The sequence below is a fragment of the Ensifer sp. 1H6 genome (genome assembly GCF_001976035.1).
Lineage (GTDB): Bacteria > Pseudomonadota > Alphaproteobacteria > Rhizobiales > Rhizobiaceae > Ensifer > Ensifer canadensis.
This window is the reverse complement of record NZ_MOAI01000003.1, coordinates 113,493-136,723: the sequence shown is the minus strand read 5'-3', so window position 1 is coordinate 136,723 and position 23,231 is coordinate 113,493. Positions and strand designations below refer to the sequence as shown.

General features: G+C 60.6%; 20 protein-coding genes, 1 tRNA gene and 2 pseudogenes. 10 read left to right on the top strand and 13 right to left on the bottom strand.

Annotated elements, in window-relative coordinates; translation table 11 throughout:
* Positions 1 to 13 precede the first annotated feature (13 nt).
* Positions 14 to 520 (bottom strand): outer membrane protein assembly factor BamE, encoded by a 507-nt coding sequence (locus tag BKP54_RS05145; RefSeq protein WP_025426531.1) that lies wholly within the window; start codon positions 518 to 520, stop codon positions 14 to 16.
* Positions 521 to 658: 138 nt separating this feature from the next.
* Here BKP54_RS05145 and BKP54_RS05140 point away from each other — a divergent pair.
* The 6 genes and pseudogenes from BKP54_RS05140 to BKP54_RS05115 all read left to right on the top strand — a co-directional run bounded on the left by BKP54_RS05140 (position 659) and on the right by BKP54_RS05115 (position 5,190).
* Positions 659 to 1,197 (top strand): annotated as a pseudogene (locus BKP54_RS05140) (ubiquinol-cytochrome C chaperone family protein).
* 98 nt (positions 1,198 to 1,295) lie between these two features.
* Complete coding sequence (locus BKP54_RS05135) at positions 1,296 to 1,847, top strand: DUF177 domain-containing protein (protein WP_084814311.1); 552 nt, start codon at positions 1,296 to 1,298, stop codon at positions 1,845 to 1,847.
* 201 nt (positions 1,848 to 2,048) lie between these two features.
* Entirely contained in the window at positions 2,049 to 3,107 is a 1,059-nt protein-coding gene (gene plsX, locus BKP54_RS05130; RefSeq protein WP_025426534.1) for a phosphate acyltransferase PlsX, read from the top strand.
* 4 nt (positions 3,108 to 3,111) lie between these two features.
* Positions 3,112 to 4,083: a beta-ketoacyl-ACP synthase III gene (locus tag BKP54_RS05125; protein WP_057211437.1), complete on the top strand. Its 972-nt coding sequence runs from the start codon at positions 3,112 to 3,114 to the stop codon at positions 4,081 to 4,083.
* Between the two features lie 92 nt (positions 4,084 to 4,175).
* Positions 4,176 to 4,514, top strand: coding sequence for an integration host factor subunit alpha (locus BKP54_RS05120; RefSeq protein ID WP_025426536.1), 339 nt, complete (start codon positions 4,176 to 4,178; stop codon positions 4,512 to 4,514).
* 139 nt (positions 4,515 to 4,653) lie between these two features.
* Positions 4,654 to 5,190 carry a MerR family transcriptional regulator gene (locus tag BKP54_RS05115; RefSeq protein WP_025426537.1) on the top strand — a complete coding sequence of 179 codons (537 nt, stop codon included), beginning with the start codon at positions 4,654 to 4,656 and terminating at the stop codon, positions 5,188 to 5,190.
* A 409-nt stretch (positions 5,191 to 5,599) separates the two neighbouring features.
* Here the strand turns inward: BKP54_RS05115 and BKP54_RS05110 are convergent, their stop codons facing one another.
* Positions 5,600 to 5,833 (bottom strand): hypothetical protein, encoded by a 234-nt coding sequence (locus BKP54_RS05110; RefSeq protein ID WP_025426538.1) that lies wholly within the window; start codon positions 5,831 to 5,833, stop codon positions 5,600 to 5,602.
* Positions 5,834 to 6,177: 344 nt separating this feature from the next.
* Between BKP54_RS05110 and BKP54_RS05105 the strand changes: the two genes are divergently transcribed.
* A tRNA-Pro gene (locus BKP54_RS05105) sits at positions 6,178 to 6,254 on the top strand.
* Between the two features lie 110 nt (positions 6,255 to 6,364).
* On the opposite strand, the gene BKP54_RS05100 is transcribed toward BKP54_RS05105, so the two are convergent.
* The 7 genes and pseudogenes from BKP54_RS05100 to BKP54_RS05070 form a co-directional block, all read right to left on the bottom strand.
* Complete coding sequence (locus tag BKP54_RS05100) at positions 6,365 to 7,207, bottom strand: glycosyltransferase family 2 protein (protein ID WP_025426539.1); 843 nt, start codon at positions 7,205 to 7,207, stop codon at positions 6,365 to 6,367.
* An 11-nt stretch (positions 7,208 to 7,218) separates the two neighbouring features.
* The gene (locus BKP54_RS05095; protein ID WP_081788848.1) at positions 7,219 to 8,274 is read right to left on the bottom strand and encodes a glycosyltransferase family 2 protein; all 1,056 of its coding nucleotides are present in this window, start codon (positions 8,272 to 8,274) and stop codon (positions 7,219 to 7,221) included.
* Between the two features lie 122 nt (positions 8,275 to 8,396).
* A complete protein-coding gene (locus BKP54_RS05090; RefSeq protein ID WP_057226542.1) occupies positions 8,397 to 9,581 on the bottom strand; it encodes a glycosyltransferase in 1,185 nt (394 codons plus the stop codon).
* Between the two features lie 2 nt (positions 9,582 to 9,583).
* Positions 9,584 to 10,828 (bottom strand): O-antigen ligase family protein, encoded by a 1,245-nt coding sequence (locus tag BKP54_RS05085; protein WP_025426542.1) that lies wholly within the window; start codon positions 10,826 to 10,828, stop codon positions 9,584 to 9,586.
* A pseudogene (locus BKP54_RS05080) lies at positions 10,825 to 12,386 on the bottom strand (undecaprenyl-phosphate glucose phosphotransferase). Before BKP54_RS05080 ends, BKP54_RS05085 begins: the two are co-directional and overlap by 4 nt.
* A 56-nt stretch (positions 12,387 to 12,442) precedes the next feature.
* Complete coding sequence (locus BKP54_RS05075) at positions 12,443 to 13,615, bottom strand: glycosyltransferase family 4 protein (protein ID WP_025426544.1); 1,173 nt, start codon at positions 13,613 to 13,615, stop codon at positions 12,443 to 12,445.
* Between the two features lie 5 nt (positions 13,616 to 13,620).
* Positions 13,621 to 14,196, bottom strand: a complete 576-nt coding sequence (locus BKP54_RS05070; RefSeq protein ID WP_025426545.1) for a polysaccharide biosynthesis/export family protein — start codon at positions 14,194 to 14,196, stop codon at positions 13,621 to 13,623.
* 206 nt (positions 14,197 to 14,402) lie between these two features.
* Here BKP54_RS05070 and BKP54_RS05065 point away from each other — a divergent pair, with 206 nt between their 5' ends.
* Positions 14,403 to 16,595, top strand: a complete 2,193-nt coding sequence (locus BKP54_RS05065; protein ID WP_057211434.1) for an exopolysaccharide transport family protein — start codon at positions 14,403 to 14,405, stop codon at positions 16,593 to 16,595.
* 24 nt (positions 16,596 to 16,619) lie between these two features.
* Here the strand turns inward: BKP54_RS05065 and BKP54_RS05060 are convergent, their stop codons facing one another.
* From BKP54_RS05060 to BKP54_RS05050, 3 genes are all read right to left on the bottom strand, one after another.
* Positions 16,620 to 17,792, bottom strand: coding sequence for a GNAT family N-acetyltransferase (locus tag BKP54_RS05060; protein ID WP_225906177.1), 1,173 nt, complete (start codon positions 17,790 to 17,792; stop codon positions 16,620 to 16,622).
* Between the two features lie 213 nt (positions 17,793 to 18,005).
* Complete coding sequence (locus BKP54_RS05055; RefSeq protein ID WP_025426548.1) at positions 18,006 to 18,749, bottom strand: metallophosphoesterase family protein; 744 nt, start codon at positions 18,747 to 18,749, stop codon at positions 18,006 to 18,008.
* Between the two features lie 16 nt (positions 18,750 to 18,765).
* Positions 18,766 to 18,978 carry a DUF2842 domain-containing protein gene (locus tag BKP54_RS05050; RefSeq protein WP_025426549.1) on the bottom strand — a complete coding sequence of 71 codons (213 nt, stop codon included), beginning with the start codon at positions 18,976 to 18,978 and terminating at the stop codon, positions 18,766 to 18,768.
* Between the two features lie 156 nt (positions 18,979 to 19,134).
* Between BKP54_RS05050 and BKP54_RS05045 the strand changes: the two genes are divergently transcribed.
* Positions 19,135 to 20,238, top strand: coding sequence for a COX15/CtaA family protein (locus BKP54_RS05045; protein ID WP_025426550.1), 1,104 nt, complete (start codon positions 19,135 to 19,137; stop codon positions 20,236 to 20,238).
* Between the two features lie 71 nt (positions 20,239 to 20,309).
* Here the strand turns inward: BKP54_RS05045 and argC are convergent, their stop codons facing one another.
* On the bottom strand, positions 20,310 to 21,242 hold the full coding sequence (argC, locus tag BKP54_RS05040; RefSeq protein ID WP_025426551.1) for an N-acetyl-gamma-glutamyl-phosphate reductase: 933 nt from the start codon (positions 21,240 to 21,242) through the stop codon (positions 20,310 to 20,312).
* Positions 21,243 to 21,541: 299 nt separating this feature from the next.
* On the opposite strand from argC, the gene BKP54_RS05035 reads away from it, so the two are divergent.
* The gene (locus tag BKP54_RS05035) at positions 21,542 to 23,227 is read left to right on the top strand and encodes a sulfatase-like hydrolase/transferase (RefSeq protein ID WP_025426552.1); all 1,686 of its coding nucleotides are present in this window, start codon (positions 21,542 to 21,544) and stop codon (positions 23,225 to 23,227) included.
* Positions 23,228 to 23,231: the final 4 nt, after the last annotated feature.

Here is a 23,231-nt window from a genome sequence, read left to right as displayed (position 1 = left end):
CGATCGGGTGAACTTAGTTGCCGAAGTCCTTGAACAGGCTTCGCGCTGCAGCCTGTCCGGCGCCGGGGCCGGTCAGCAACTGGCCGAGGAAGCTCGTTTCCTTGCCGCCGGTCGGCGTCGTACGCGTCAGCATGTCGAAGACCTTGCCGTCCTTGAGCGTGTAGTGCGCGAGCTGGCTGACCGTGCCTTCCTTGTCGAAATAGACGGCAAGAATCGACTGGTCGACGAGCTGCGGCTTCATGAACGCGACAGGCCGTTTGCGGGTCTGCGAGATGTAGTAGAATACCTCGTTGTCGAAGGTCGCGGTCGTCGACGGTGTGCCGAGCGAAAGCATGACCTGTTCACGGCTGGAACCGACCGGAACGAGATTTAGCGTTTCCTGGTCAACCACATAACCCTGGTGGAGAACTTCACCGACATTAGCGGACTGGCAGGCGGAGAGAGCAATGGTGCTAACAGTCGCTACGGCCGCAACTCGGCCTAGGACCTTCAAATTTGTTCTGAAAAACCGCTTCGTCAACGACAGCTCCCTTTGGAGTAACGATGGCATATCCGCCATTGCAATTCGTGCATGCTTCGGTAAACCAGCTTCGGCTATCATGCAACAACGTCATGGGCGCTTGCGCGCATTTCGAGAAAGCCAAAGCTGGGCTTTGTGATGATTTTTGGACTGTTCAAAAGAAAAAGCGGCAATATTGCGATTGTCGAACGGCAATATGCATTGTTGACCGCGGCGGCACGTCAGCCGCACCTCTATACGGACCTCGACGTGCCCGACACGGTGATGGGGCGTTTCGAGATGCTGTCGGCCGTGCTGATCCTTTATTTCCGGCGCACGCGCGGGTCGCGCGCGCCGGCCAGGAGATCGCTCAGGAGATCGTCGACGCCTTCTTCGAGGATGTCGACCATTCGATCCGCGAGCTTGGCGTCGGTGATGCCGGCGTGCCGAAGAAGATGAAGAAGCTGGCCGGAATGTTCTATGGCCGGCTCGAATCCTATGCGGCGGCACTCGAAGGTCGAGATGCGTCCTCGCTTGCTGCGGCGCTGAAGCGTAACTTCTATCCGAAGGGCGATCAGGGTGAGCCGGGGATGGATGGCCTGGCTGCCTATCTCCTCTCTGTCGAGGAGCGGCTCGCGACTGAACCGGAAGAGCGCGTCGAAACCGGCCAGTTGCGCATCCCCACCGCCGGAGAGTAAGAGACGCCATCGATGCCCGTGCGCCCTTGAACCTGGCGTGCGGCACTATCCGCGAAGAGCGTGCCGGCAACGGCGCCCGCGCGAGGAAGGATCTGATCATGAAAGACGATAGCCGACCGGCATTCTCCTACGCGGTGAAGGTCGGGCATATCTCGGCCAATGCCGTGACCGTGCGGCTCTCGGCAAACGAGAGCGAACGGCAAGCGCTTGCCGAACTCTGGGATGTGCGCGAAGTCCTGTCGCTTTCAGCGGATCTGCAGATCGCGCGCTGGAAGAAGGACGGTGTCAAGATCAAGGGTGACGTTACCGCTCGGATCGTGCAGTCCTGCGTCGTGACCCTCGAGCCAGTCGAGGCCGATATCAAGGAATCCATCGATTCTATCCTCGTACCGGAAGGATCGAGGCTCGCCCGCCAGGCCAGCAATGATGGCGGTGAGATGATCCTCAGCCCCGACGGCCCCGATATCCCCGATACCTTTACCGGCGACACGATCGATGCCGGCGTCGTCGTCAGCGAGCATGTGGCGCTGGCGATCGAACCTTATCCGCGCAAACCGGGCGTGACTTTCGGTGCGCGCATCGAAAGCACGGCGGCCGACGACGAGAAGCCGAACCCGTTTGCAGCGCTGAAGGACTGGAAAAAGGACTGAGGCCGCCAAAGCCTCCCCTACAATTCGGTTGTCACGCGGGCGAAAAGCAGTATTTTGGCCCGACTCCGGCCAAATGAGCCGCCGCAGCGACCTGCCGCGTGCCTGGCTCAAGCGTCAGAAGCAATATGTATCGTCGTTGCGTTCGAAAGCGTGCGCCACGGCAGCACGTGTTGTGTGGCAGGAAAAAAGGATAAGACACGCGTGGTCAGAATTTCTCTTGACGTGATGGGCGGCGACTATGGTCCTGAAGTCGTCATCCCGGGCGCCGCACGGGCGCTTGAACGTCATCCGGACATAAGGTTTGTCCTGTTCGGCATAGAAGCGCAATGCGCTGATATCTTGGCCAAACACCCCAAGCTCAAGGCCAATAGCACCTTCCACGATTGCGAGATCGCAGTCGCCATGGATGAGAAGCCGAGCCAGGCGCTGAGGCGCGGCCGCGGCAAGTCGAGCATGTGGCGGGCGATCGATGCGATCAACGCCGGTGAGGCCGACGTCGTCGTCTCGGCCGGCAATACCGGCGCGCTGATGGCCATGTCGGTCTTCTGCCTGCGCACGATGCGGGGCATCCAGCGCCCGGCGATCGCCGCGATCTGGCCGACGCTCAAGGGCGAGAGCATCGTGCTCGACGTCGGCGCCACCATCGGTGCCGATGCGCAGCAGCTCATGGATTTCGCGCTGATGGGCGGCGCCATGGCACGAGCGTTGTTCGAGATAGAACGCCCGACCGTCGGCCTGCTCAATGTCGGCGTCGAAGAAATCAAGGGCCAGGAAGAAGTCAAGGAAGCCGGGCGCCTCATCCGTGACGCCAATATCGAAGGCTTCGATTATTACGGTTTCGTCGAAGGCGACGATATCGGACGCGGCACCGTCGACGTAGTTGTCACCGAGGGCTTCTCCGGCAATATCGCGCTCAAGGCCGCCGAAGGAACGGCGCGACAGATCGCCGAATATCTCCGCGCGGCCATGTCGCGCACGCTGATGGCCAAGATCGGCTACATCCTGGCCAAAGGTGCCTTCGACCGCCTGCGCGAAAAAATGGACCCGCGCAAGGTTAATGGCGGCGTCTTTCTCGGCCTCAATGGTGTCGTGATCAAGAGCCATGGTGGCGCCGATGGCGAGGGCTTTGCGGCCGCTATCGACGTCGGCTATGACATGGTGAAAAATGGCCTGAAGGCGAAGATCGAGATCGATCTGGCGAAGTACCATGGCGCCGAGCCGCCGAGCGCGCTTCCCGCCGGCATGAATGATGAGGTTTGAATAAATGATCCGTTCCGTCGTTCGCGGCTTCGGTGCAGCGTTGCCGAAGCGCATTGTCACCAATCAGGAGCTGGAATCCAAGGTCGATACGTCAGACGAGTGGATCGTGCAGCGCACCGGCATCCGCCAGCGCTACATCGCCGGCGAAGGCGAAACCACGGCGTCGCTTGGCGAGGCCGCTGCACGCGCAGCACTGGACAATGCCGGGCTGACGGCGGCTGATCTCGACCTGATCATTCTGGCGACGTCAACGCCAGACAACACCTTTCCGGCAACTGCGGTCAACATTCAGAACCGGCTCGGCATGCACCATGGCGCGGCCTTCGATCTGCAGGCGGTCTGTTCGGGCTTCATCTACGCGGTAACGACGGCGGACGCCTATATCCGTGGTGGGCTGGCAAGGCGTGTTCTGGTGATCGGTGCCGAGACGTTCTCACGCATTCTCGATTGGTCCGATCGCACGACCTGCGTGCTCTTCGGCGATGGCGCTGGCGCGATCATCCTGGAAGCCCAGAAAGGCGAGGGCACGATTGCCGATCGCGGCGTGCTCACTGCCAAGTTGCGCTCCGATGGTGCGCATCGCGAAAAGCTTTATGTCGATGGCGGACCATCGACAACGGGTACCGTCGGCCATCTCAAGATGGAAGGCCGCGAAGTCTTCAAGCATGCCGTCGGCATGATCACCGACGTGATCGAGGCCGCCTTCGAGGCCACGGGAACGACGGCGGAAGACATCGATTGGCTCGTGCCGCACCAGGCCAACCGCCGTATCATCGATGGTTCGGCCAAGAAGCTCGGCATCCCGCTCGATAAGGTTGTGGTAACAGTCGATCTCCATGGCAACACCTCTGCCGCGTCCATTCCGCTGGCTCTGAACACCGCGGCGGCGGACGGCCGGATCAAGAAGGGCGATCTCGTTCTGCTTGAAGCCATGGGGGGTGGCTTCACATGGGGCTCCGTTCTGATACGCTGGTAAAAAATGCTGAGGCAACGCAGGCGCTTGACCGCAAAAGGCAAGGGCAATAGTCTTCGGTCGCTGATCGGCGTGCCAGACATCGGTGGGGGAAGATGAGCGGAAAAACAGTAACACGAGCAGACTTGGCTGAGTCGGTTTTTCGCAAGGTGGGTCTGTCTCGTACAGAGTCTGCCGAGTTGGTGGAAACCGTCATTGACGAAATATGCAACGCAATCGTGCGTGGCGAGAGTGTGAAACTATCCTCCTTCGCGACCTTTCAAGTTCGCGATAAGAACGAGCGCATCGGCCGCAACCCGAAGACCGGTGAGGAAGTGCCGATTTCGCCGCGGCGGGTGATGACCTTCAAGGCGTCTAACGTCCTGAAGCAGCGGGTGTTGAAATCGCATCTGAGCCGCAAGGCCAAGCTGAAGCCGGCCTCTCCCGTATCGTAAGCGGAGGTCGGCAACCACAATGTGGTTGAAAACCCATCCATAAGCCGTTGAAATGGAGCCGATTCGTGCGATCATCGCACGACATCGGTTCATTGCGCTTAGGCTTGCCCTGAGTCGCATGACATGGAATGGGAACGAAATGGAAAAAAGCCCCGACGCTTTTCGCACCATCAGCGAGGTCGCCGACGATCTCGATCTGCCGCAGCACGTCCTGCGCTTCTGGGAAACACGCTTCCAGCAGATCAAGCCGATGAAGCGTGGTGGCGGCCGGCGTTATTATCGCCCTGAAGATGTCGACCTGCTGAAGGGCATCCGTCACCTGCTCTATGATCATGGCTACACGATCAAAGGCGTGCAGAAGCTGCTGAAGGCCAACGGCAACAAATTCGTGGCGGCGATCGCCAGCGGCGATCTGGCGACGGTTGAGGCCCTGGCCGCCTCGAGCAACGAGGAGCCGCTACCGCCGAAGGCCGGCTTGTCCGACGAGGATCAGATCGTCGGTCGCGCCAAGGCGCCAGCCAGCCGCCGCTTTTTCTCCTTCGGCGGCGGCAATGACGACGTTCCGGAAATCTCTCTCGGCAAGTCCTCCTCCGTCGGCAAGGAAGATCGGGCGCTGCTTCAAGAGGCGCTTTACGATCTCCTGGAATGCAAGCGTTTGCTTGATCAGGCGCGGTAACTGGCGCCTGCTGATTCGGCAGCGAAGGTTGCGCGTCGGCGAGGCAGAGGCGCAGGCCGCGAAAGTAGAGGGGCTGTGCAGGTCACGCCGGAGGATTGCGGCAACTACGCCGGTCCCGAGCTGATGAAGCACGCCTCGATCCTGTCGCATAGTCGAATCACTTCACCGATGCAGGTGCGCGCTAAGGGTGTTCTTTGGGTGTCCTTTGATGGACTGCACAACTCCTTAAATTGACGGTGATTCAAGGGGGCTGCGGCGGGCCTTTAGCCGTGACTCATTCGACGTACACCCGTCGGCGTTCGCCTGAGAGCGAGAGCTGATCGCAAAGGGACCCCAGGGCCTGAGCTATTTTGCGCGAGGTCCTGATGGTTCTGGAAGATCGCGGATAGGCGGAAAGCGGTCCTGCATGTCAGGCAGCGTTCAGATCCGCAATCTCGCCGAACTGGACCAATAGGCGAGGGCTACTCATGTCGCCGCTTTCTTCGTCCACCTGGACAGCATAGGCGGCGACGCCGACATGCCTCGGCGCCATAGCCGCCGCAACCTTCTCTGCCCCAGCCGCGGTCGTGGCGGCACGCATCTCGCCGGGCGCGAGCCCACCGCGAACGCGTTTAAAGGGCATGATGATAAATTTCTCTGACATGGCAAAGCCTCCAATTTGTTCTACAAATGTTCTGATGCTGGTCAGAAGTCAACGGCTTAATTCTGCGGGAGACCAATCGCTCGTTTGCGCTGCAGAAAGACGGGCCTAGCTGGGTTGCCAGCCCTGTGAAGGGAGGGGCGAAGCGGCGGTGTGGCGACAACCGTTGCCGGCAGTGACCGCCGCGTTCACATGGAGTGTATTCTAGACCGACAATCGCAAAGTTTTGACCTGTGGGACTGCTCGTCCCATTTTCCACTTATCCACGCCGTTTGTTCCTTTTTCCTGCCGGGCCCGAAATTCCCGCTTGCGCTCTAAGCGTTGAGAATATAGGGATTTCCTCGGTCCGGAGCGTAGCGCAGCCCGGTAGCGCACTTGACTGGGGGTCAAGGGGTCGTGGGTTCGAATCCCGCCGCTCCGACCATTTCAATCACCAAGCCCCCAAGGGGTGATTGATAAATTCCTTCGTTTGTTGATTTTCCGTTGTCGCCAACTAGGCGGCTATACGGCGCCGCCAACTCACCCGTCTGAGCGTCAGAGGCCGAAAATCCGATACCTGGTCTTACGCCTGGCATCGTTCCAGCACATGCGGAATAGCATCAATCGGCTGTAGAGGGATGCGGGAGGAAGCTTGTCTTTGAGCTTGTAGCAGCCGATCGTGTATTGCCAGCGAGCTCGAATTTTTGCTGTGATGGATGTCACCATGTATTTTTTGTCCGAACCGGATCCCTCGGTGAATTCGTAGACAGGGCCGTCGGTGTAGGCGACGAGGTCGCGAACGACGAACTCCGTGACGACATAGGAGCTGAGCGCCCAGACCGCGCCTTCGTGCCACCGCTTGAGAACGATCTCGTCGGCTGCAGCAGACCGGAAGACGCCGTAGATCCACTCGGACGGATACATGAGATTCCGCGGGGCTCGGCCGCGTACGTAGCGTTCCTTGAAACGGAAAATGTCCTGGTTCGGCTTGGCGTGTTTTACTTTTGTGCCGTCGACGCGCTCGACGTTGCCCACGGCCAGCATTTTACTTGGATCCGCATCCAGCGATGCGACGAGTTCCTGCAGGAAGTCGGGTGTTGACGTGTCGTCGCACGCGCGAAGGCAGAAGTATTCGCCTTCGCATGCGCCTATTCTGAACGCCTTGGCAAATTGCTCGAGCGCGCTCAGAAAATTGGCGTTCTGAATAACGGAAAATCGCGGATCCCTTGCGCAAAATGCTCTGGCGATCTCTAAGGTGTCGTCGGTCGAGCCATTTTCCAGGATAAGTGCCCTGAAATCGGACAGGGATTGGTCCGCAATGCTCTGCAGACTTCGCTCAAGCGTTTTTGCGCCGTTGTGGACCGGAAAGACGACGACGATCTTGGATTTTTCAGGCATGGCTACACGTGTTACCGTCTGGGCTCAGTTGGAGCAATTGGCGTAATGAAGCCAAGGTCGAGCAACTGCTGCGAGCCGGTAAACTTCAATGAGTCGTCGGACTGTAGCTGCAGCGTCCCTTTTTTCGCGATGACATCCGTCATCTTCGAATACGCAGCCGCATTGTCGAAATATTGCCCGTCGCGTGCAGCCTCCGTTATTTCCTTCTCGTAGTCTGAGAAAAACTTGAAGTGGAGCAGGGCGCCCATCATGCTCGCGAAGTTTCTCCGATATGGAAGCGGTTGATGTATGCTGGGGCCGAAGCGACAGTCATCGTCCCAGTATATCAGGGGGTACTTGATGAGTTCGAGGTCTGCGTCGAATTCTCGTTTGCGCGCTCCGCCCTTGATTGAAATCGCCCGTTTGGTTGTAGACAGCGTGTACCCGGAGCTATCGAGGTGGTCCGCGATTTCCCAAGGCGCGCGCGAGCTCAGCAGATTGGCGTCCGCTTTAGATAGGTCGATGGGATACATATCGAGCATGGGCGCCGGCAGTCTCAGCGCGCCTGCCTTTTCAAGACAGTGTATAACAGACCAGAGTGTCCTGGTTTCGAACCCGTCATAGACGAGGAATTCATCGGAATCGACATTGACGTACCACCTTGGGCCGCCATAGAGGCCCAAAAGTGTCTCGCGCCATGCTCGGCCGCGGCGTGCGTCCTTGTAGCGGACAGGCGAAACCCACAGGTCCACATCGTCCTGTTTGAGGAGGAATTCTCTTGTTCCGTCCGTGGAGACGTCGTCCACGCAAATGAAGCGCGTTACACCTAGCTGCCGATAGTGCGAAAGGAATGCGGGAACCAGCTTTGCGTCGTTGTGCGTCAGGAAAACAAGCGGAAGTTCGTCGGGATATAGTGACGTTTGGCCGTGATGACTGACGCAACGCAGGCTAACGGATGTCGCTTTGCGCCGTTCGCGCCGTTCGACCTTCAGCGTTTCATACCAAGTGGAGAGACGCTCCAGTACCCCCCTGTCAGCGATCGAAGTCGCGTCGGCTTGAGCCCTGAAGGGATAGTTGATTTCGGCCATTCCCGCCCCAGTATAGCTTCCAGATATTATTTCGACTTAGATGAAAAGCTACGGTTTCGCAATGTTTGCGGTATGCCTACATGTCGTCATGCAGGTCGTCGTCCCAAAACCGTGTTATGTAATCAGGCGGTTACCCTGATACGTCGTCGTTCCGCCAGCTTCCAATAGAGCATCTCGGTTTGGTCGAGCATCGCGTCGAGCGTGAAGCGCTCCTTGACGCTGTCGGCTGCCGCCGCGAGCTTCCTGAAGGTGGCTGGCGTAGCGGACGCAGCCATAGTCTTGGCAAGCTCCGAGATATCGTCGGTATTCTGCACGATGAAGCCGTTGTGACCATCCTCGATCACGGTTCGTGCGCCGCCGATATCGCTGGCAATGATCGGCTTTCCGGCCGCCGCCCCCTCCAGCATGACGTAGGACATCGCCTCGTAGCGGCTCGGCATGACCAGCACATCGAAGGCAGGGGCCGCTTGCGGACCTGTGAATGCGGATGTCAGATGCATCCGGTTCTGTAGGCCGCTCTCGGAAATGGCGGTGCGAACCGTGCCTTCGAGCTCGCCGGCGCCAACCATGACGAGATGACTGTCTTTCACCGTCGCGGCGATGTTCTTAAAGGCGGCAACGAGCCGTTCGGGTGCCTTCTGCGCGGTCAGCCGGCCGATGAACCCGAAGACAAATGCGTTCGGCGCAATGCCGAAACTAGCCCTTATGGTCGTTGCCATATCCCGTGAGGGCGGAGCAACGCCATTGACGATCACCGACATCCGCTCCTCCGGCATGTATAGCGAAACGGCGTGGGAGCGCTCGTCGTCGGACACACAGATGAGATGGTCGGTATAGAACCAGGCGAGACCCCATTCGATCGCGCCATAGATCAGCCTGCCGCCGCGTCCCAGTGTCGGATCCAGCGTACGGAAAGCGTGCGGCGTGTAGATGCGCGGCAAATGGCGACCGGGCAAGCGCAGGCGCGTCAACGCTCCGGCCTTGGAGCTGTGGCCGTGAACGATATCGAAAGGGCCATGATCGCGCATAATACGACGCAGCGTCAGGAAGGCTGGGATGTCGGTGGGCCCTGGGGCACGCTTCATGTCGACGGCGTGAACAGCGGGAAGGCCAATAGCCTTCAGCTCGCGCACGAAACTTTCCTCGGCTCGCACCGGTGAGTAGACCGCCTCGACGTGATGCCCGCGGAGATGCATGCCGCGGCAGAGATCGATGAAATGCCGGCCCGATCCGCCACCGCTCGGCTCGAGGACTTCGAGCAGGCGCAGCGGCGCGGCGGCGGTGCGATTTGGCAAAGGATATTCCATGTTCATTGCTGCCATCCGGCCCGCATTGTTCGACGATGGCGGTATTCGAGGGCGGCACATCCCCAGATGATGCCGAGAAGCATGTAGAAATGACGCCAGTGATCGGTATCGATGACATTGCCGACGCCCACATGACCGATCAGCGCGACCCAGGCGATCATCAGATAAACCTGCCAGGGGCGCTCGAGCAGCAGGAAGCGGAAACCGAGCGACAGCGTCCAGATGATAAGCGTGACGTAGCTGACGAAACCGAGCCAGCCGTAGGATGTCAGCGACTTCAGCCAGACGTTATGTTCGTCCTCGGGAAAGATCGTGCTGAAGACCATCGGACCGATGCCGAGCGGTTTCTCCATCGACATCAGGAAACCGATGCGGTGACGGTCGAAGCGGCCGAGGTGGCCGCCGTCATAGTCCTGCACGAGCTGCGAGCGGCTGGAAAAGAGCGTTGCCACCTGCTCCGATTGCAGCGCGGCCAGCAGGGCGCCGACAACAAAGACACCGCCGACCAGGGCGACGACGAGGATGCGCAGGCGGAAGAGGCCGTTGCGCTCCTTGAGCAGCATCACGAAGACGAAGGCAACCACGCAGAAAAGGTTGAGCGCCCATGCAGCACGCGAGAACGACAGGAACACGCCGAGCGCCAGCACCAGAAGCGCGGCGATCTTGGGCGGGGCCTTGTGGATCGGCTGCGTCAACAACCCGTGGATTAGATAGAGTGCGGGAACCGACAGGAATGGGCCGAACACGTTCGGGTCCTGGAAGGCGCCTTTGGCCCGGTCGTAGAGTGTGAAGTTTTCAGCGCCCGGGATTGCGCCGAAGTAGCCGAGAATACCAAGCAGGGCGGTCAGGACGGCAGCCGTGACCCAGGCGTTGAAGATCAGCCGGAGCCGCTGATAGCGATCCTCGATGATGGCGGCGTAAAAGACCGCCGACAGCGCCAGAAATCCGGAGACCGCCATGTACATCGGCCCCTTGGTCAGGTCGACCATCGTCATCAGCGACAGGATCCCGCCGATCATGAACAGGGTGAGCAGAGTAAGAAGCGGCGCGACATAGCGCGAGATTTTCAGGCCGAAGAGCGCCCAGAGCCCAATGAGGACCACCAGGAATAGCTCGTAGGGCGCTGGTTCGGCAATCACGAAACCCGACAGAAACACCACAAGCGCAACCAGCCATGAGCCGAAGAGCGAAAGCGCGGCGAGCTGGGGTCTAAAGACGATCGGCGGTGGTGTGTCGACGGTGCTCAATAGGCATTTTCCGTGTTGAGCAGCCGGAACGGTGTCAGGAACAGGATCTTCAGGTCGAAGAGCAGCGACCAGTTCTCGATGTAGTGGAGGTCGAAGGCCGTGCGCAGGCGGATCTTGTCGTCACTGTCGATCTCGCCGCGCCAGCCGTTGATCTGCGCCCAGCCGGTGACCCCGGGCTTGACGCGGTGACGGGCGAAATAGCCTTCGACGACGTCGGATAGGTGCGGTTCTGCGTCTGCGCTAGCACGGCATGCGGGCGCGGGCCGACGAGCGAGAGCTCGCCCTTGAGCACGTTGAAGATCTGCGGCAGTTCGTCGATCGAGGACTTGCGGATGAAACGCCCAACCGGCGTGACGCGGGGGTCGCCCTTCGTCACAGCGTTGCGGGCGCTCGGGTCGCTCAAATGCGTGTACATCGAGCGGAACTTGTAGACCTCGATGGTCTCGTTGTTGAAACCGTGGCGCTTCTGCTTGAAGATGATGGGGCCGGGCGAGGTGGCTTTGACCGCGATCGCAGCCCCCAGCATCACCGGCCACAACAACACCAGAGCGACGATGCTGAAGAAGATGTCGAAGCCACGCTTGGCGACGGAATCCCAGTCTGCGATGGGTTTGTCGAAGATATCCAGCATCGGCACTTCACCGACGTGGGAATAACTGCGCGGCCGGAAGCGCAGGTTGTTGGCGTGCGCTGCAAGACGGATGTCGACCGGCAGTATCCAGAGCTTCTTCAGGAGCTGCAGGATGCGTTTCTCCGCCGTCAACGGCAGCGAGATGATCAACATGTCGATGCGCGCCAGGCGCGCGAATTCCACCAGCTCGTCGACCGTTCCGAGCTTGGGGTAGCCGGCGATGACATTCGGAGACCGACGTTCGTCGCGATCGTCGAAGATGCCACAGATCCTGATGTCGTTGTCGGTCTGATGTTCGAGTGTGCGGATCAGATCCTTGGCCGGCTGGCCGCCGCCGACGACGACGGCACGACGCTCCATCGTTCCGTTGCGGGCCCAATGCCGGATGGAATAGGCAATGAATGCGCGTTCTGCCACGAGGAAGAGCGCACCGGCGACGAACCAGCCGCCGAACCACACACGCGAATATTGATGACCGGACTTTAGAAAGAAAAGCGCGATGGCAATGCCGCCGAATGCGATCGCCCAAGAGGCGAGGATACGCGGAGTAAAGCGCAACCAGGCGCGAAGAGCAGGGACCTGGTAGGTGTCGGCGATCTGCATCGCGGCAACGGCTAGTGCGGAGCCACCAACGAGGATCGTCAGGTAAAGCGGCAGCTGATCGAAGCCGGGCTGCACATAAAGCGCATTGATGGCATAGCCGATGGCGAACAGTGCGCAGAACTCGAAAAGACGCATCAGGCCCATGATCATGGCGGGCGAATAGGTGTCTGCGCGGAATTGTTCGGCAATCTGTCGGGCGAGGGGGTTGAGTTCCGTCGACGGTTCGTCACCGGCTTTTTCGTCCGGCGCACGGGTACGGATCTCCGAAATCTTCTTGCGAAGCGCTTCGGGGTCGAAGGCTTCCGACCGCTTAAACTCGTTCATGGCTTCCTTCCGGCACTGAAGTCCGCACGGGATAGCAGAAAGCCACTAAGAAACGCTTACGTTGCAACCTGAGGCCTTATCGGAGCCGATTGGTCCCGGCACAAATCCCGGTAGAGCCGCAGCACCTCCGCCGTCATGACCGAGGCCGCGAAGCGGGACTTGAATGTCTTCGGGTCGGGCATCACGCGCGCGGACCAGTCCTTCTCGACGATTGCAGAAGCCATGATCGTGGCAAGTGACTGCGCGTCTGCCGCTTCGGCAAGAGCTGCGCTGTGCTTGCCGAGGATTTCCGGTATGCCGCCGACGCGGCTGGCAATCACCGGCTTTTGCGCCGCGAGCGCCTCGAGCACGATATAGGGCATGGATTCTGCCCGGGATGGAATGACGATGTTTCGTGCCAGCGCAAAGGCTTCGCGGGCGTTCATGGCAGGGCGCATGGTGATCCGTCGCCCGAGGCCCTGCTCGAACGTGAGGTCGCGGTATTCTTGCTGCTGTGGGCCGTCGCCGACCATCAACGCCGAGAGCGGCCGCCCGACAAGCCGTTCCGTGCGGGCAAAGGCATCCACAAAAAGATCGGGACCCTTCAGGTCCCGCATCATGCCGATATAGAGGAAGTCGACCGCATCCGGCCGCGCCTCTACGGCCTCGAACTCGCGATCGTCGATGCCGTTGTAGATCAGCTCGTAGTGCTCGCGCGGCTCGCCGACCTTGGAAAAATAAGTCTGGCGCTCGAAGTCGCAGACGAAGACGAGCGCGTCGGTCAGGCGTTCCTGAAGCCGCTCCAGCGGGAAGACGATCCGCCCGACAAACGACTTCGGGCTGTAGTGGAGACTGCCACCGTGCGGGGAATAGAGGCGGGCTACGCGATACCTGTTGACCCGCAAGGCTGAACCGATGAGGCGGGCTATGGCGCCACCTTTGGCGCCGTGCCCATGCAGCACATCCGGTTGCAAACTTCTGATTTCCTTGTAACAGCGCCAGAGCGCGGCAAAATCCCTTGGGCCGATCGAGCGATGGATCGGCATGCGGACGAGGCCCAGCGCCAGATAGGGCCGGATTCCGTCGAAGAGCGAATCCTCATAGGATCCGCCAGTGGTACTGTCGCAGAGGATGCCGACCTCATGACCCGCCGCCGCGTGCGCCTCCGCCAGCTCGCGCACATGGCGGAAAATACCACCGACGGGCGATCTGAAGCAGTGAATGATGCGCAAGGGACGCTGCGGCTGCATCGAGATCAGAACAGCCGTTCGCGAATGTAAATCGTATCGCCAGCCAGTACGGCATCGGTAATCGGCACGCGACCGGTGATGATCCGGCCGTTGATTTTACGCGTGACGTCGGCGCTGGCCTGGTTGGCCCGCGGCGAGAAGCCGCCGGCAACCGCAATCGCGTTCTGTATCGTCATTCCCGGCACATAGGCATATTGTCCTGCCTGGCCGACTTCGCCCATGATGAAGACCGAGCGATAGCGATCGACTTCGATGGTGACATCCGGATCGCGCAGATAGCCCTGTTTCAACTTTGCGGCGATCATGCCTTCGAGTTCGGGCAGCGTGTGGCCGCGCGAGGCGACGGTGCCGATCAGCGGAAAGGCAACATAGCCTGCCTGATCGACCGTGTAGGTACCACTTAGGCCTGCCTGCTCGAATACGTTGATGCGCAGCCGGTCGCCGCTGTCCAGCCGATAGGGCTGGATCGTTGCTTCGCTGAACGCTTTGGGTGCCGGCTGATAGCTTGTGCAGCCGCCGAGCAACATCGACAGTGCTGCCACCGTAATAGCGAGACCCGTCTTCATACCTGCGGTTGACATGCTGCTCTTCGGCTCCGGAAACGACCACCTCTCTCGCCGTTATCGATCCGTTAGGGTTAATAGCTGGTAAACTCGCGGTAGAATTTTCAACGGGGGACCTGCGGCAGAGGAGGGGCGAAATCGCCCAGAGGTTGAGCAGCCATTAACCCTTGCGTTACCATGTTCATTTACCTTCCAGCGAGATTTTAAGGTTCGGAGCCAGAAGCATGTCGGGAAACGGCAGCGGACAACAGGATGTGGATATCGATCTCGGCGGGCTGTTCCGCGCCGTGTGGGATCGACGCGTCAAGGTATTGCTCGCCACTGCGTGTGTTGCAGCGCTCGCTTTCGGCGCCGCGAAGATGATCGCACCGGACTATCAGAGCGAGACGCGCGTCCTCATCGAATCGCGGGAGCCTGAATTCAGCGGCTCCAACCAGAACGCGCAGACAGGGTCCGACCGCGTCTTCGACGAATCCGGCATTCTGAGCCAGGTTCAGGTGCTGCGTTCGGCCGACCTGATCAAGCAGGTCGCGCGCAACATGAAGCTACACGAGCAGAAGGAGTTTGATCCTTCGGCCGCACCTTCGGCGGTTTCCGACCTGATGGTCATGCTGGGCCTGAAGAAGAACCCACTGGAAATGCCGCCCGAAGAGCGGGTGCTGAAGGAGTTCACATCGAAACTGCAGGTCTATCAGGTCGAGAAGTCGCGCGTGATCGCGATCGCCTTTACCTCGAAGGATCGACAGTTGGCGGCTGCGATCCCGAACGAGATGGCAAAGGTATTCCTTTCGCTGCAAAGCGGCGCGAAGCTCGACACCAATTCTGAAGCCAGCCGTTGGCTTGAGCCGGAGATCGCCAATCTGCGCGAGAAGGTGCGGGATGCCGAAGCCAAGGTGGCGGCCTATCGTTCGTCGTCCGATCTGTTGCCAACCGGCGAGACCACGAATTTCGCAACCCGGCAACTCACGGATATCTCGACCGAGCTGACCCGCGTGCGTGGCGAGCGGGCTAATGCCGAGGCGCGCGCCGAAGGTGTGCGGGCGGCGCTGGCGAGCGGCCGCGAGGCTGATACCATCGCCGACGTCGTTGGTTCGCCGATGATACAGCGCCTCAAGGAGACGGAAGCAAACCTGCAAGGGCAGGTGGCTGACCTTTCGACCACGCTTCTGGACGGCCATCCGCGGCTGAAGGCCCTGAAATCGCAGGTCGAAGGTATCAGGGCGCAGATCCGCTCAGAAACCCGCAAGATCCTCAGCAGTCTGGAAAACGAGGCGAAGGTCGGCGAGTTGCGCGAGCAACAGCTGACGCAGCAGCTCAACGCGCTCAAGGCCAAATCGGCCCAGGCCGGCGAGGAAGAGGTGGGCCTGCGTGCACTCGAGCGCGAGGCGACCGCCCAACGGCAACTGCTCGAGACCTATCTGGCGCGCTATCGCGAAGCGACGTCGCGCACGGTCGAGAATGCAACGCCCGCCGATGCGCGTGTCATTTCAAGCGCGGTCGTCCCCACCGGCGCCAGCTTCCCGAAGGTGATGCCGATCACCATCGTTGCGGCACTTGCGACCTTTCTTCTGAGCTGCATCATCATCATGCTCGGGGAGTTGTTCAGCGGTCGTGCACTGCGGCCGGTGTCAGTCGGTGCCGAGCGGCCGCCGGCACGTTCGCGGCCGGCCATTGCCGCCGTCGCTGCTGCTGATGGTTTCGATGAGAAGAAGCTCAACATCTCGCCTGCATTGAACGACGCCATCGATCTGCCACCGTTGGCGCCACTGGCCGAGGACGAGACGGACGATGTTGTCGACGACCCGAGCGGCGAGACGGCCGAACCGGATTTCTCGATCGAGGCGGTTGCCGATCACCTGCGTGAAAACGCAGTGCGGATCGCAATCTCTGTTTCGCCCGGTGGCGACGAGGGGTCGACGGCGACGGTGATGCTGGCGCGTCTGATCGCGGAGGAAGATCGCAAGGTCGTGTTGATCGACCTCACAGGTTCGGCCTGCCCGACCCGCCTGATGGCGCGTTCGGCGCAACTGCCTGGCATCACCAACTTGCTGGCCGGCGAGGTGGCGTTCACCGAAACCATTCATGCCGATCGGTTCTCCGACGCGCACATCATTCCGCAAGGCGATGCCGATCCGCGGCTCGCAATGCGCGGCATCGAGCGCCTGCAGATGATCATCGATGCGTTGACCAATGCCTATGATCTGGTGCTGGTCGAATGCGGACCGGCCGACGAGGGAGCCGTCGACAAGATTGCCCGCCGCGACGGCGCGGAAATCATCCTGTCGGCGCCGGCGGTTAGCGAAGAGAGAATCATTGAAGTCCTGACCGGCTTCGGCGAGGCCGGCTACCGGGACATCGTGTTGATGACTGGGCGGGGTGAACCCGGCCCGGATTATCCCGACCGCCACGCGGCCTGAGCCGAGGCGCGCTAACGGCGCTGCTTATTCGCTATCGATCTCGCCGGTCTGTCGATCGGTCTTCCGCTTGCGGCTCCGCACCCGCTGGAAGAATGAATAGGCGGCCCTGTTGGCCTTGATCGCCACTTTCGCCTGCACCAATGCCCGGTGGTAGCCGGCTGCAAACCGGCCGCGCACCGTCAGCGGCAGGACGATGTCCCTGAGCGGCGTCTCGACTGTACACCACGAGCGTTTGTAGGGCTGGTCTCCGACGCCGAAGTCGAAGAGCGCCGCGCCCTCGCCGCAAAGCCTTTGGATCATTCTGTAGAACAAGAGCTCGCCCGGGCTGGCGTCGCCTGCCAATTCCTCGTCGATGGAGCCGAATTGACAGATGACATGATCGGCCTTTCGCGACAGACTGGCGACGGCCACAATCCGCCCGCCATGTTCGCCTTTAAGGCGGATGGCATTGAGTTCGAGCAGTCGTTCGTCAGCTGCGCCGCAACTGCCCGCGACTGCGTGAAAGAACGTTCTGGTCGGGGCGCCCTGAAAGACATCGGGAAGTCCGAGAGCTGCAAAACGAGTGGCCTTCTGGCGAAAAAAGACGTCGAGCAACGACCGCGCTTCGCAGGGATCCTGCGCAATGACGTAGTCGTACCCCCCGAGAGCCTCGAGCCGCCGCTCGGAGATCCGCATCTTCTTGCGCCGCCGTTTGGCATTGACCTGTGCCAGCGTGCGTTCGAAGCTCGAAAACAGCGGCAGCTGAAACGAGGAATTCTGGTTCTTGATGCCGGGTAGGTTCGCAAACGGGCTTGCGGTTCCGCGCCAGGCAAGCGGCGTCTTTTCGAGCGCCACGAGATCGACTTTATGGCGCAGCCGATGAGTGAGTTCGCGCGCCAGTCGGTCAGCGAAGTCGTTTCGGGGAAGGGTCAGCGCATCTGCCGCGAAAAGTCCGGTATTGAGATTGCTGTGGGGCGCACCGACAAACCGCGCCGTGTTGAACAGGCGACCGGGCACGAATTCAAGAGGCAGGATGAACAGCAATTCGCCATCAAGGGCGCCGCGAACGACCTGCAACTCGCTGTCATGAGCCTGCGCCCATGCCGCGCACCAGTCGTAGCCTTGATGCAGGGAGTTGAAAGACAGCGCTTCCAGCGACCGCCATTCCTGCTCCAGCGGCGCCATCGTATCATGGATGGAGATCTCGAATCGGCTCATGGCGGCATCAGACCGGGACGCAGCGTGTGCGTCTCGATGGCCCGGCCGGCCGATGGTCAGATCTGTGTTCGTCATCGGCAAGGCCGTCCGGATGCTGGTTGCGGCTGCCATTCAACGGCAACTCCGCTACAATCCGTTTAATTCCTGAAATATGACTGCGACCTCCGGGCAACAACCGGCGAATGCAGTTAGCAAAGCATGAAGCCCGGATTGCTACCCACCGAGAAAACCTGTTGCAAGAGCTTGCGCCCATTGCAGGCGGTTTCGCTGCGCGGCAAGCCTTGCCATCGTCTCGTGCTGGTAGGGAACTGTGCGGAACGTGACACTCCAATCATTGCCAACGCTTTCGACGATGGCGTAGCGCGCATCCGGCGAGCCGACTTCAACCTTGTGGGCGACCGGGCTGTCGGCGTCATATCCAGGGCAACCAACGCTGCCGGGGTTGACTACGAGCCGGCCGTCCGCAAGGCGGATCGCTCGGGGAGTGTGCGTGTGTCCGCAGAGAATGACTGGTTGCTTGATGCCTGTAGCGAGGACTTCGATGGCGCTGCGCGCTGCCAGATGGACCACGCCCTCCGCCGTCAATGCTTCGAGCCAGTACGCCTCGTCGCTCGCAGGCGTGCCATGGCAAAGAAAGAATGCATCGCGATAGACGAGGGTGGCCGGCAGGGTCGCTAGCCATTCAAGATGCCGAGGCTGCAATTCCGCATGGGCCGCGCGGTCGGACAACCCCATGCCGGTGGGATCGAGCGTCAGCAGGTATCGGTCATGATTGCCAGAGATCGAGGGGATGTTGCGCGCCATCAGGATATCGGCGGTGCGCGCCGCATTGAGCGGACCGCTGACATGGTCGCCGAGATTGACAATATCGGCGATCCCCAGCGCGTCGATATCGGCAAGCACCGCCTCGAGTGCAAGGTCGTTGCCATGGATATCGGAAATGATCGCAACCTTCATCGAGGTCCCCCTTGGCTCAGCGGTCTTTCGCCGGCTTTTCCATCCACTTGATGATCAGCATCGCCGGCAGCACCCAGAGCAGGCCGGTAAAGAAGAAGTACATCAGATGCACCCACCACGGCGCAGCGCCGAGCAGCAGTGACGCGAAGGTGACGGCGGCGAGCGCATAGACGATGACGAGGATGATGATCAGGATCGTACCGATCAGCTTTCTGAGACGTACGGGCATTTCAATTCTTTCAAATGGCGCGAGATCCGGCCGCGACGGCATGCCGCAAAGGGTTCGGCCTTGTTTTGCATGCCGCTCTGGTGCAAATCAACGGCTTTCCGGCAGGCGCGGCGATGAACCGCTCGCCGCCAACCCCGCGATACCAGAGGGAAAGCCATGGCAGGCGTCGAATTGGCGACAGAACAGATGCTCCGAAGCGAGATTGGCAGGACCGATCGCAACCGCCGGCAGATCCGCGGCTGGCTCGTCGTCGTTCTCTTTACGCTTTTTGCGCTGGTGCTTGTCGGCGGCGCGACGCGCCTGACCGAATCCGGCCTTTCGATCACGGAGTGGAAACCTATCCACGGTGTGATCCCGCCGCTGACGGCCGAGGAGTGGGAGGAGGAGTTCCAGCTCTACCAGCGCATTCCGCAATACCAACAGCTCAACAACGGCATGACCGTCGGCGAGTTCAAGACGATCTTCTGGTGGGAATGGGCGCACCGGCTGCTGGCGCGCACCATCGGCATCATCTTCGCCGTGCCGCTCGCCTTCTTCTGGCTGACGGGTCGGGTCGAACGCCGGCTGCGCTGGCCGCTGCTCGGCATTCTGGCGCTCGGTGGCTTCCAGGGTTTTATCGGCTGGTGGATGGTTTCGTCCGGTCTGGTGGAGCGGACCGAAGTCAGTCAATACAGGCTGGCGACCCACCTCGTCATCGCCTGTTTGATCTTCGCCGCCTGCATGTGGATCCAGCGCGGCCTTTGTCCGCATTCCGATGATGCGGCGCCGACGGATCGTTCGCGTCGGATGGCCGCCATCATCGCAATCATGAGCCTGTTCCAGATCTATCTCGGCGCGCTGGTTGCCGGGCTCGATGCGGGCTTCAGCTACAATACCTGGCCGCTGATGGATGGCGCGTGGATCCCGTCCGATCTTTTCCTGCAGCACCCCTGGTGGATCAATGTCTTCGAGAACCCGAAGACCGTGCAGTTCATCCACCGGATCGGCGCCTACGTGCTGTTTGCGCTGGCGTTGATGCACGTGATCGCCTCGGTGCGGGCGGCGCCGGAATCGACCCATGCGCGCCGCTCGGTATTGCTGTTCGTGCTCGTCTGCGTCCAGGCGATCATCGGCATCACGACGCTCCTGCTGCAGGTGCCGGTCGGCTGGGGCGTCCTGCATCAGGGCGGTGCGCTGGTGGTGCTCGGCTTTGCCATCGCCCATTGGCGCGGCTTCATCGGCGAATATCCGAAGCCGACTGCAATCGAGTTGCGCAACTAAAACCCACAATCGCAAAGAAAAACCCGGCGAACGTCTCGCCGGGTTTTTTCGTTTGCAATTGCTGTAACCGATCAGGCGGACAGCATCAAATCCATGTTCTGGACAGCGGCCCCCGAGGCCCCTTTGCCGAGATTGTCGAGCAGAGCGACGAGGTTCACGTGAGTTCCGCCAGGCGTGCCGAACACGAACAGCTTCATCGTGTCTGCTCCTGCAAGTTCCGTGGCGTCGATGCGGCCGAGCTTTTCGCTGACGGCCAGCGGGACAACGTCGACGATCGATTGGCCGGCATAGTGCTCGACGAGCGCCGCATGAATGTTCTCGATCGTCGCGCCGGAGGCGAGATCGTCGAGATAGAGCGGAACCTGAACGATCATGCCCTGCGGGAATTTGCCGACGGATGGCGCAAATACCGGTGCGCGGTCGAGCAGGCCATGCATCTTCATCTCCGGCACGTGCTTGTGCTTGAGCGTCAGCCCATAGAGGAAATGTGGCGCGCTGATGTGATCCGGGTTCGCCTCGTCTTCCATCTGCGCGATCATCTGCTTGCCGCCGCCGGTATAGCCGGAAACGGCATTGACCGTGACCGGGTATCCATCGGGCAGGATGCCGGCCTGACGCAGCGGCCGGATCACGCCGATTGCACCCGTCGGGTAGCAGCCGGGATTGGCGACGTGGCGGGCGTCACGGATCTTGGCGGGCTGTGTCTTGTCCATCTCCGCAAAGCCGTAGGCCCAGTCGGGAGTGATGCGATGCGCGGTCGACGTGTCGATGATGCGTACCCGGTTGTTGCCGGCAACCATGGAGACGGCCTCGCGCGATGCGTCGTCCGGCAGGCAGAGGATTGCGATGTCGGCATTGTTCAGAAGATCTTCGCGCATCGCGGCATTGCGTCGCTCGGCTTCCGGTATCGACAGGAGTTCGAGATCGCTGCGGCCGGCCATGCGGGTGCGGATCTGCAGCCCGGTGGTGCCGTGTTCGCCATCGATGAAGATCTTCGGTTTCATGATTTTCCCGTTCGTCCAGAAGGTTACGAGTCATTCCGGAATCAATCTGACACAGATTTGATTCAGTTTCTCAACGCCCCGTTCGCGCGTGAAGCGCCCGCCCGGTGGCGCGGTGGTGTTCATATATAAGCAGCGGCCGGAGCCCGCAACTGGGCGCCCGCGCAAGCAACGGGCCGGCGACGCCGCGCCGCGCATTCCACGCTTAACCATGAATTGTGATTTACAACCCAGAGGTTGCCTTGTCGTCGGTAATTCTGCATCTGAGGCGCTGTCATAAAACTGTCATATGGGAGCAGAGGGTGAAATACGTGATCGAGCAGGCCGGGCGCGTGCTCAGGCATCCGCTGCCTATCTCGCTGGCGTTCCTGACGCTGCTCCAGGCCTTACACTATTTCGATACGCGGTGGCGGTTCGTGCCCTTCCTCGTCGCCGTGACGCTGGCGATCGCCGCACTGCTGTTCCTCTTGTCGCGCCGGCCGACTTTTTCGCTCTGGGCAGCGGGATTGACGGTATTGCTCATTGCGGCGATGTCGGAGGTCAAGTTCCGCCTCAAGGGTTTTTCCCTGCACGTTTTCGATTTCGCCTTTACCGGCCTTGATCGATCTGCGCTTTCCTTTCTGGTCGGCTCCTACTTCAATTTGTTGATTGCCGGACTGGCTGCGCTGGCCGCAGCATTCGTGTTCCTGGTCGTGGCATTCAGGAGCGACCGCCGGTCGGCTCGCTCTTTTGTCGTGCGCGCTTGCCTGTTTGTCATAGCGGCAGTCGGTGTTGTCGCTCTTTATCCGCAGAAGAACGGCGAGCCAGACTACGTCCATTACATCTCCGGTTATGACGCCTCGTCCTTCTTCGTGTCGATCGGCGATCTTGAGTTTCCGCTCGGGCGGATCGTCCTTGCCGGTCGACTGGAAAATGTCGAAGCGGAGGGGAAGCTCAGCGATGACATCAGCTGCGGCGTGGCGGCCAGCCAGCCCGACCTGTTTCTCGTTCTCAGCGAGAGCCAGACCAGCCCCAGCTATTTCCCGCAGGTAACGGTCCCTGAATGGATGAGTGCGTCGTTCCAATCACAGGACGGCCGGGTGCATCCGATGCAGGTCGAGACGTTCGGCGGCGGCACATGGGTCACGAATTTCTCCGTGATGACGGGGCTCTCCGGAGCAGATTTCGGCTGGCAGAGCCCCTATGTGACGCAGATCCTGGAAGGCCGGGTCAAGGCGAGCCTGCCGAGCCTCATGGCACGCTGCGGCTATCGCACCATCGCCGTGATGCCGATGCAGGCGAGCTTCGTCAATGAAGGGCCGTTCCTGACCTCGATCGGATTCCAGGAAATCGTCGATTTCGACGCAATGAAACCGGAGTCGCACTTCGTGCGCGATCGTTTCTATTTCGATGTCGTAGAACGAATTGTGCGCGAGCACCGCGAAAAGGATCGGCGACCACTGTTCATTGCCATGCAGACCCTTTTCCCGCACGGCCCTTACGACATGACGCTGGTGCCGCAAGACGCCTTGCCGGACAAGGCTTTCGCTCCGGATGCCCAGGTTGACGAATACCTGCGGCGTGTTGCATTGTCCAAACAGGACCTGCAGGATTTTCGGCGCGAGCGTGAACGGATGCCAGGCCCCAATGGCACGATCGTGCTCGATTTCGGCGATCACCAGGCGGTTGCCACCAAGGACTACCTTGCCGCCGGTACCCCGGGAAACAATGTCTTTTCCGACCTGGGATCGATTGCCTACAAGACCTATTACACTGTGCACGGCTACGGGCGCGATATCGATATGCGGCCTTTCGCCATACCGTTGGACGTCGGTTTCCTTGCCGCAAGCCTGATCGAGGCTGCGGGCTTGCCGACATCGCCGACGTTCGAGGCGTTGGCACGACTACGCGATGCTTGCGAGGGGCGCTATCACGCGTGTCCTGATCGAGCGCTCGTCGATCAGCATCTCCGTCAGCGTCAGGACGCCGGTCTGCTCAATCTCGATTGACGGA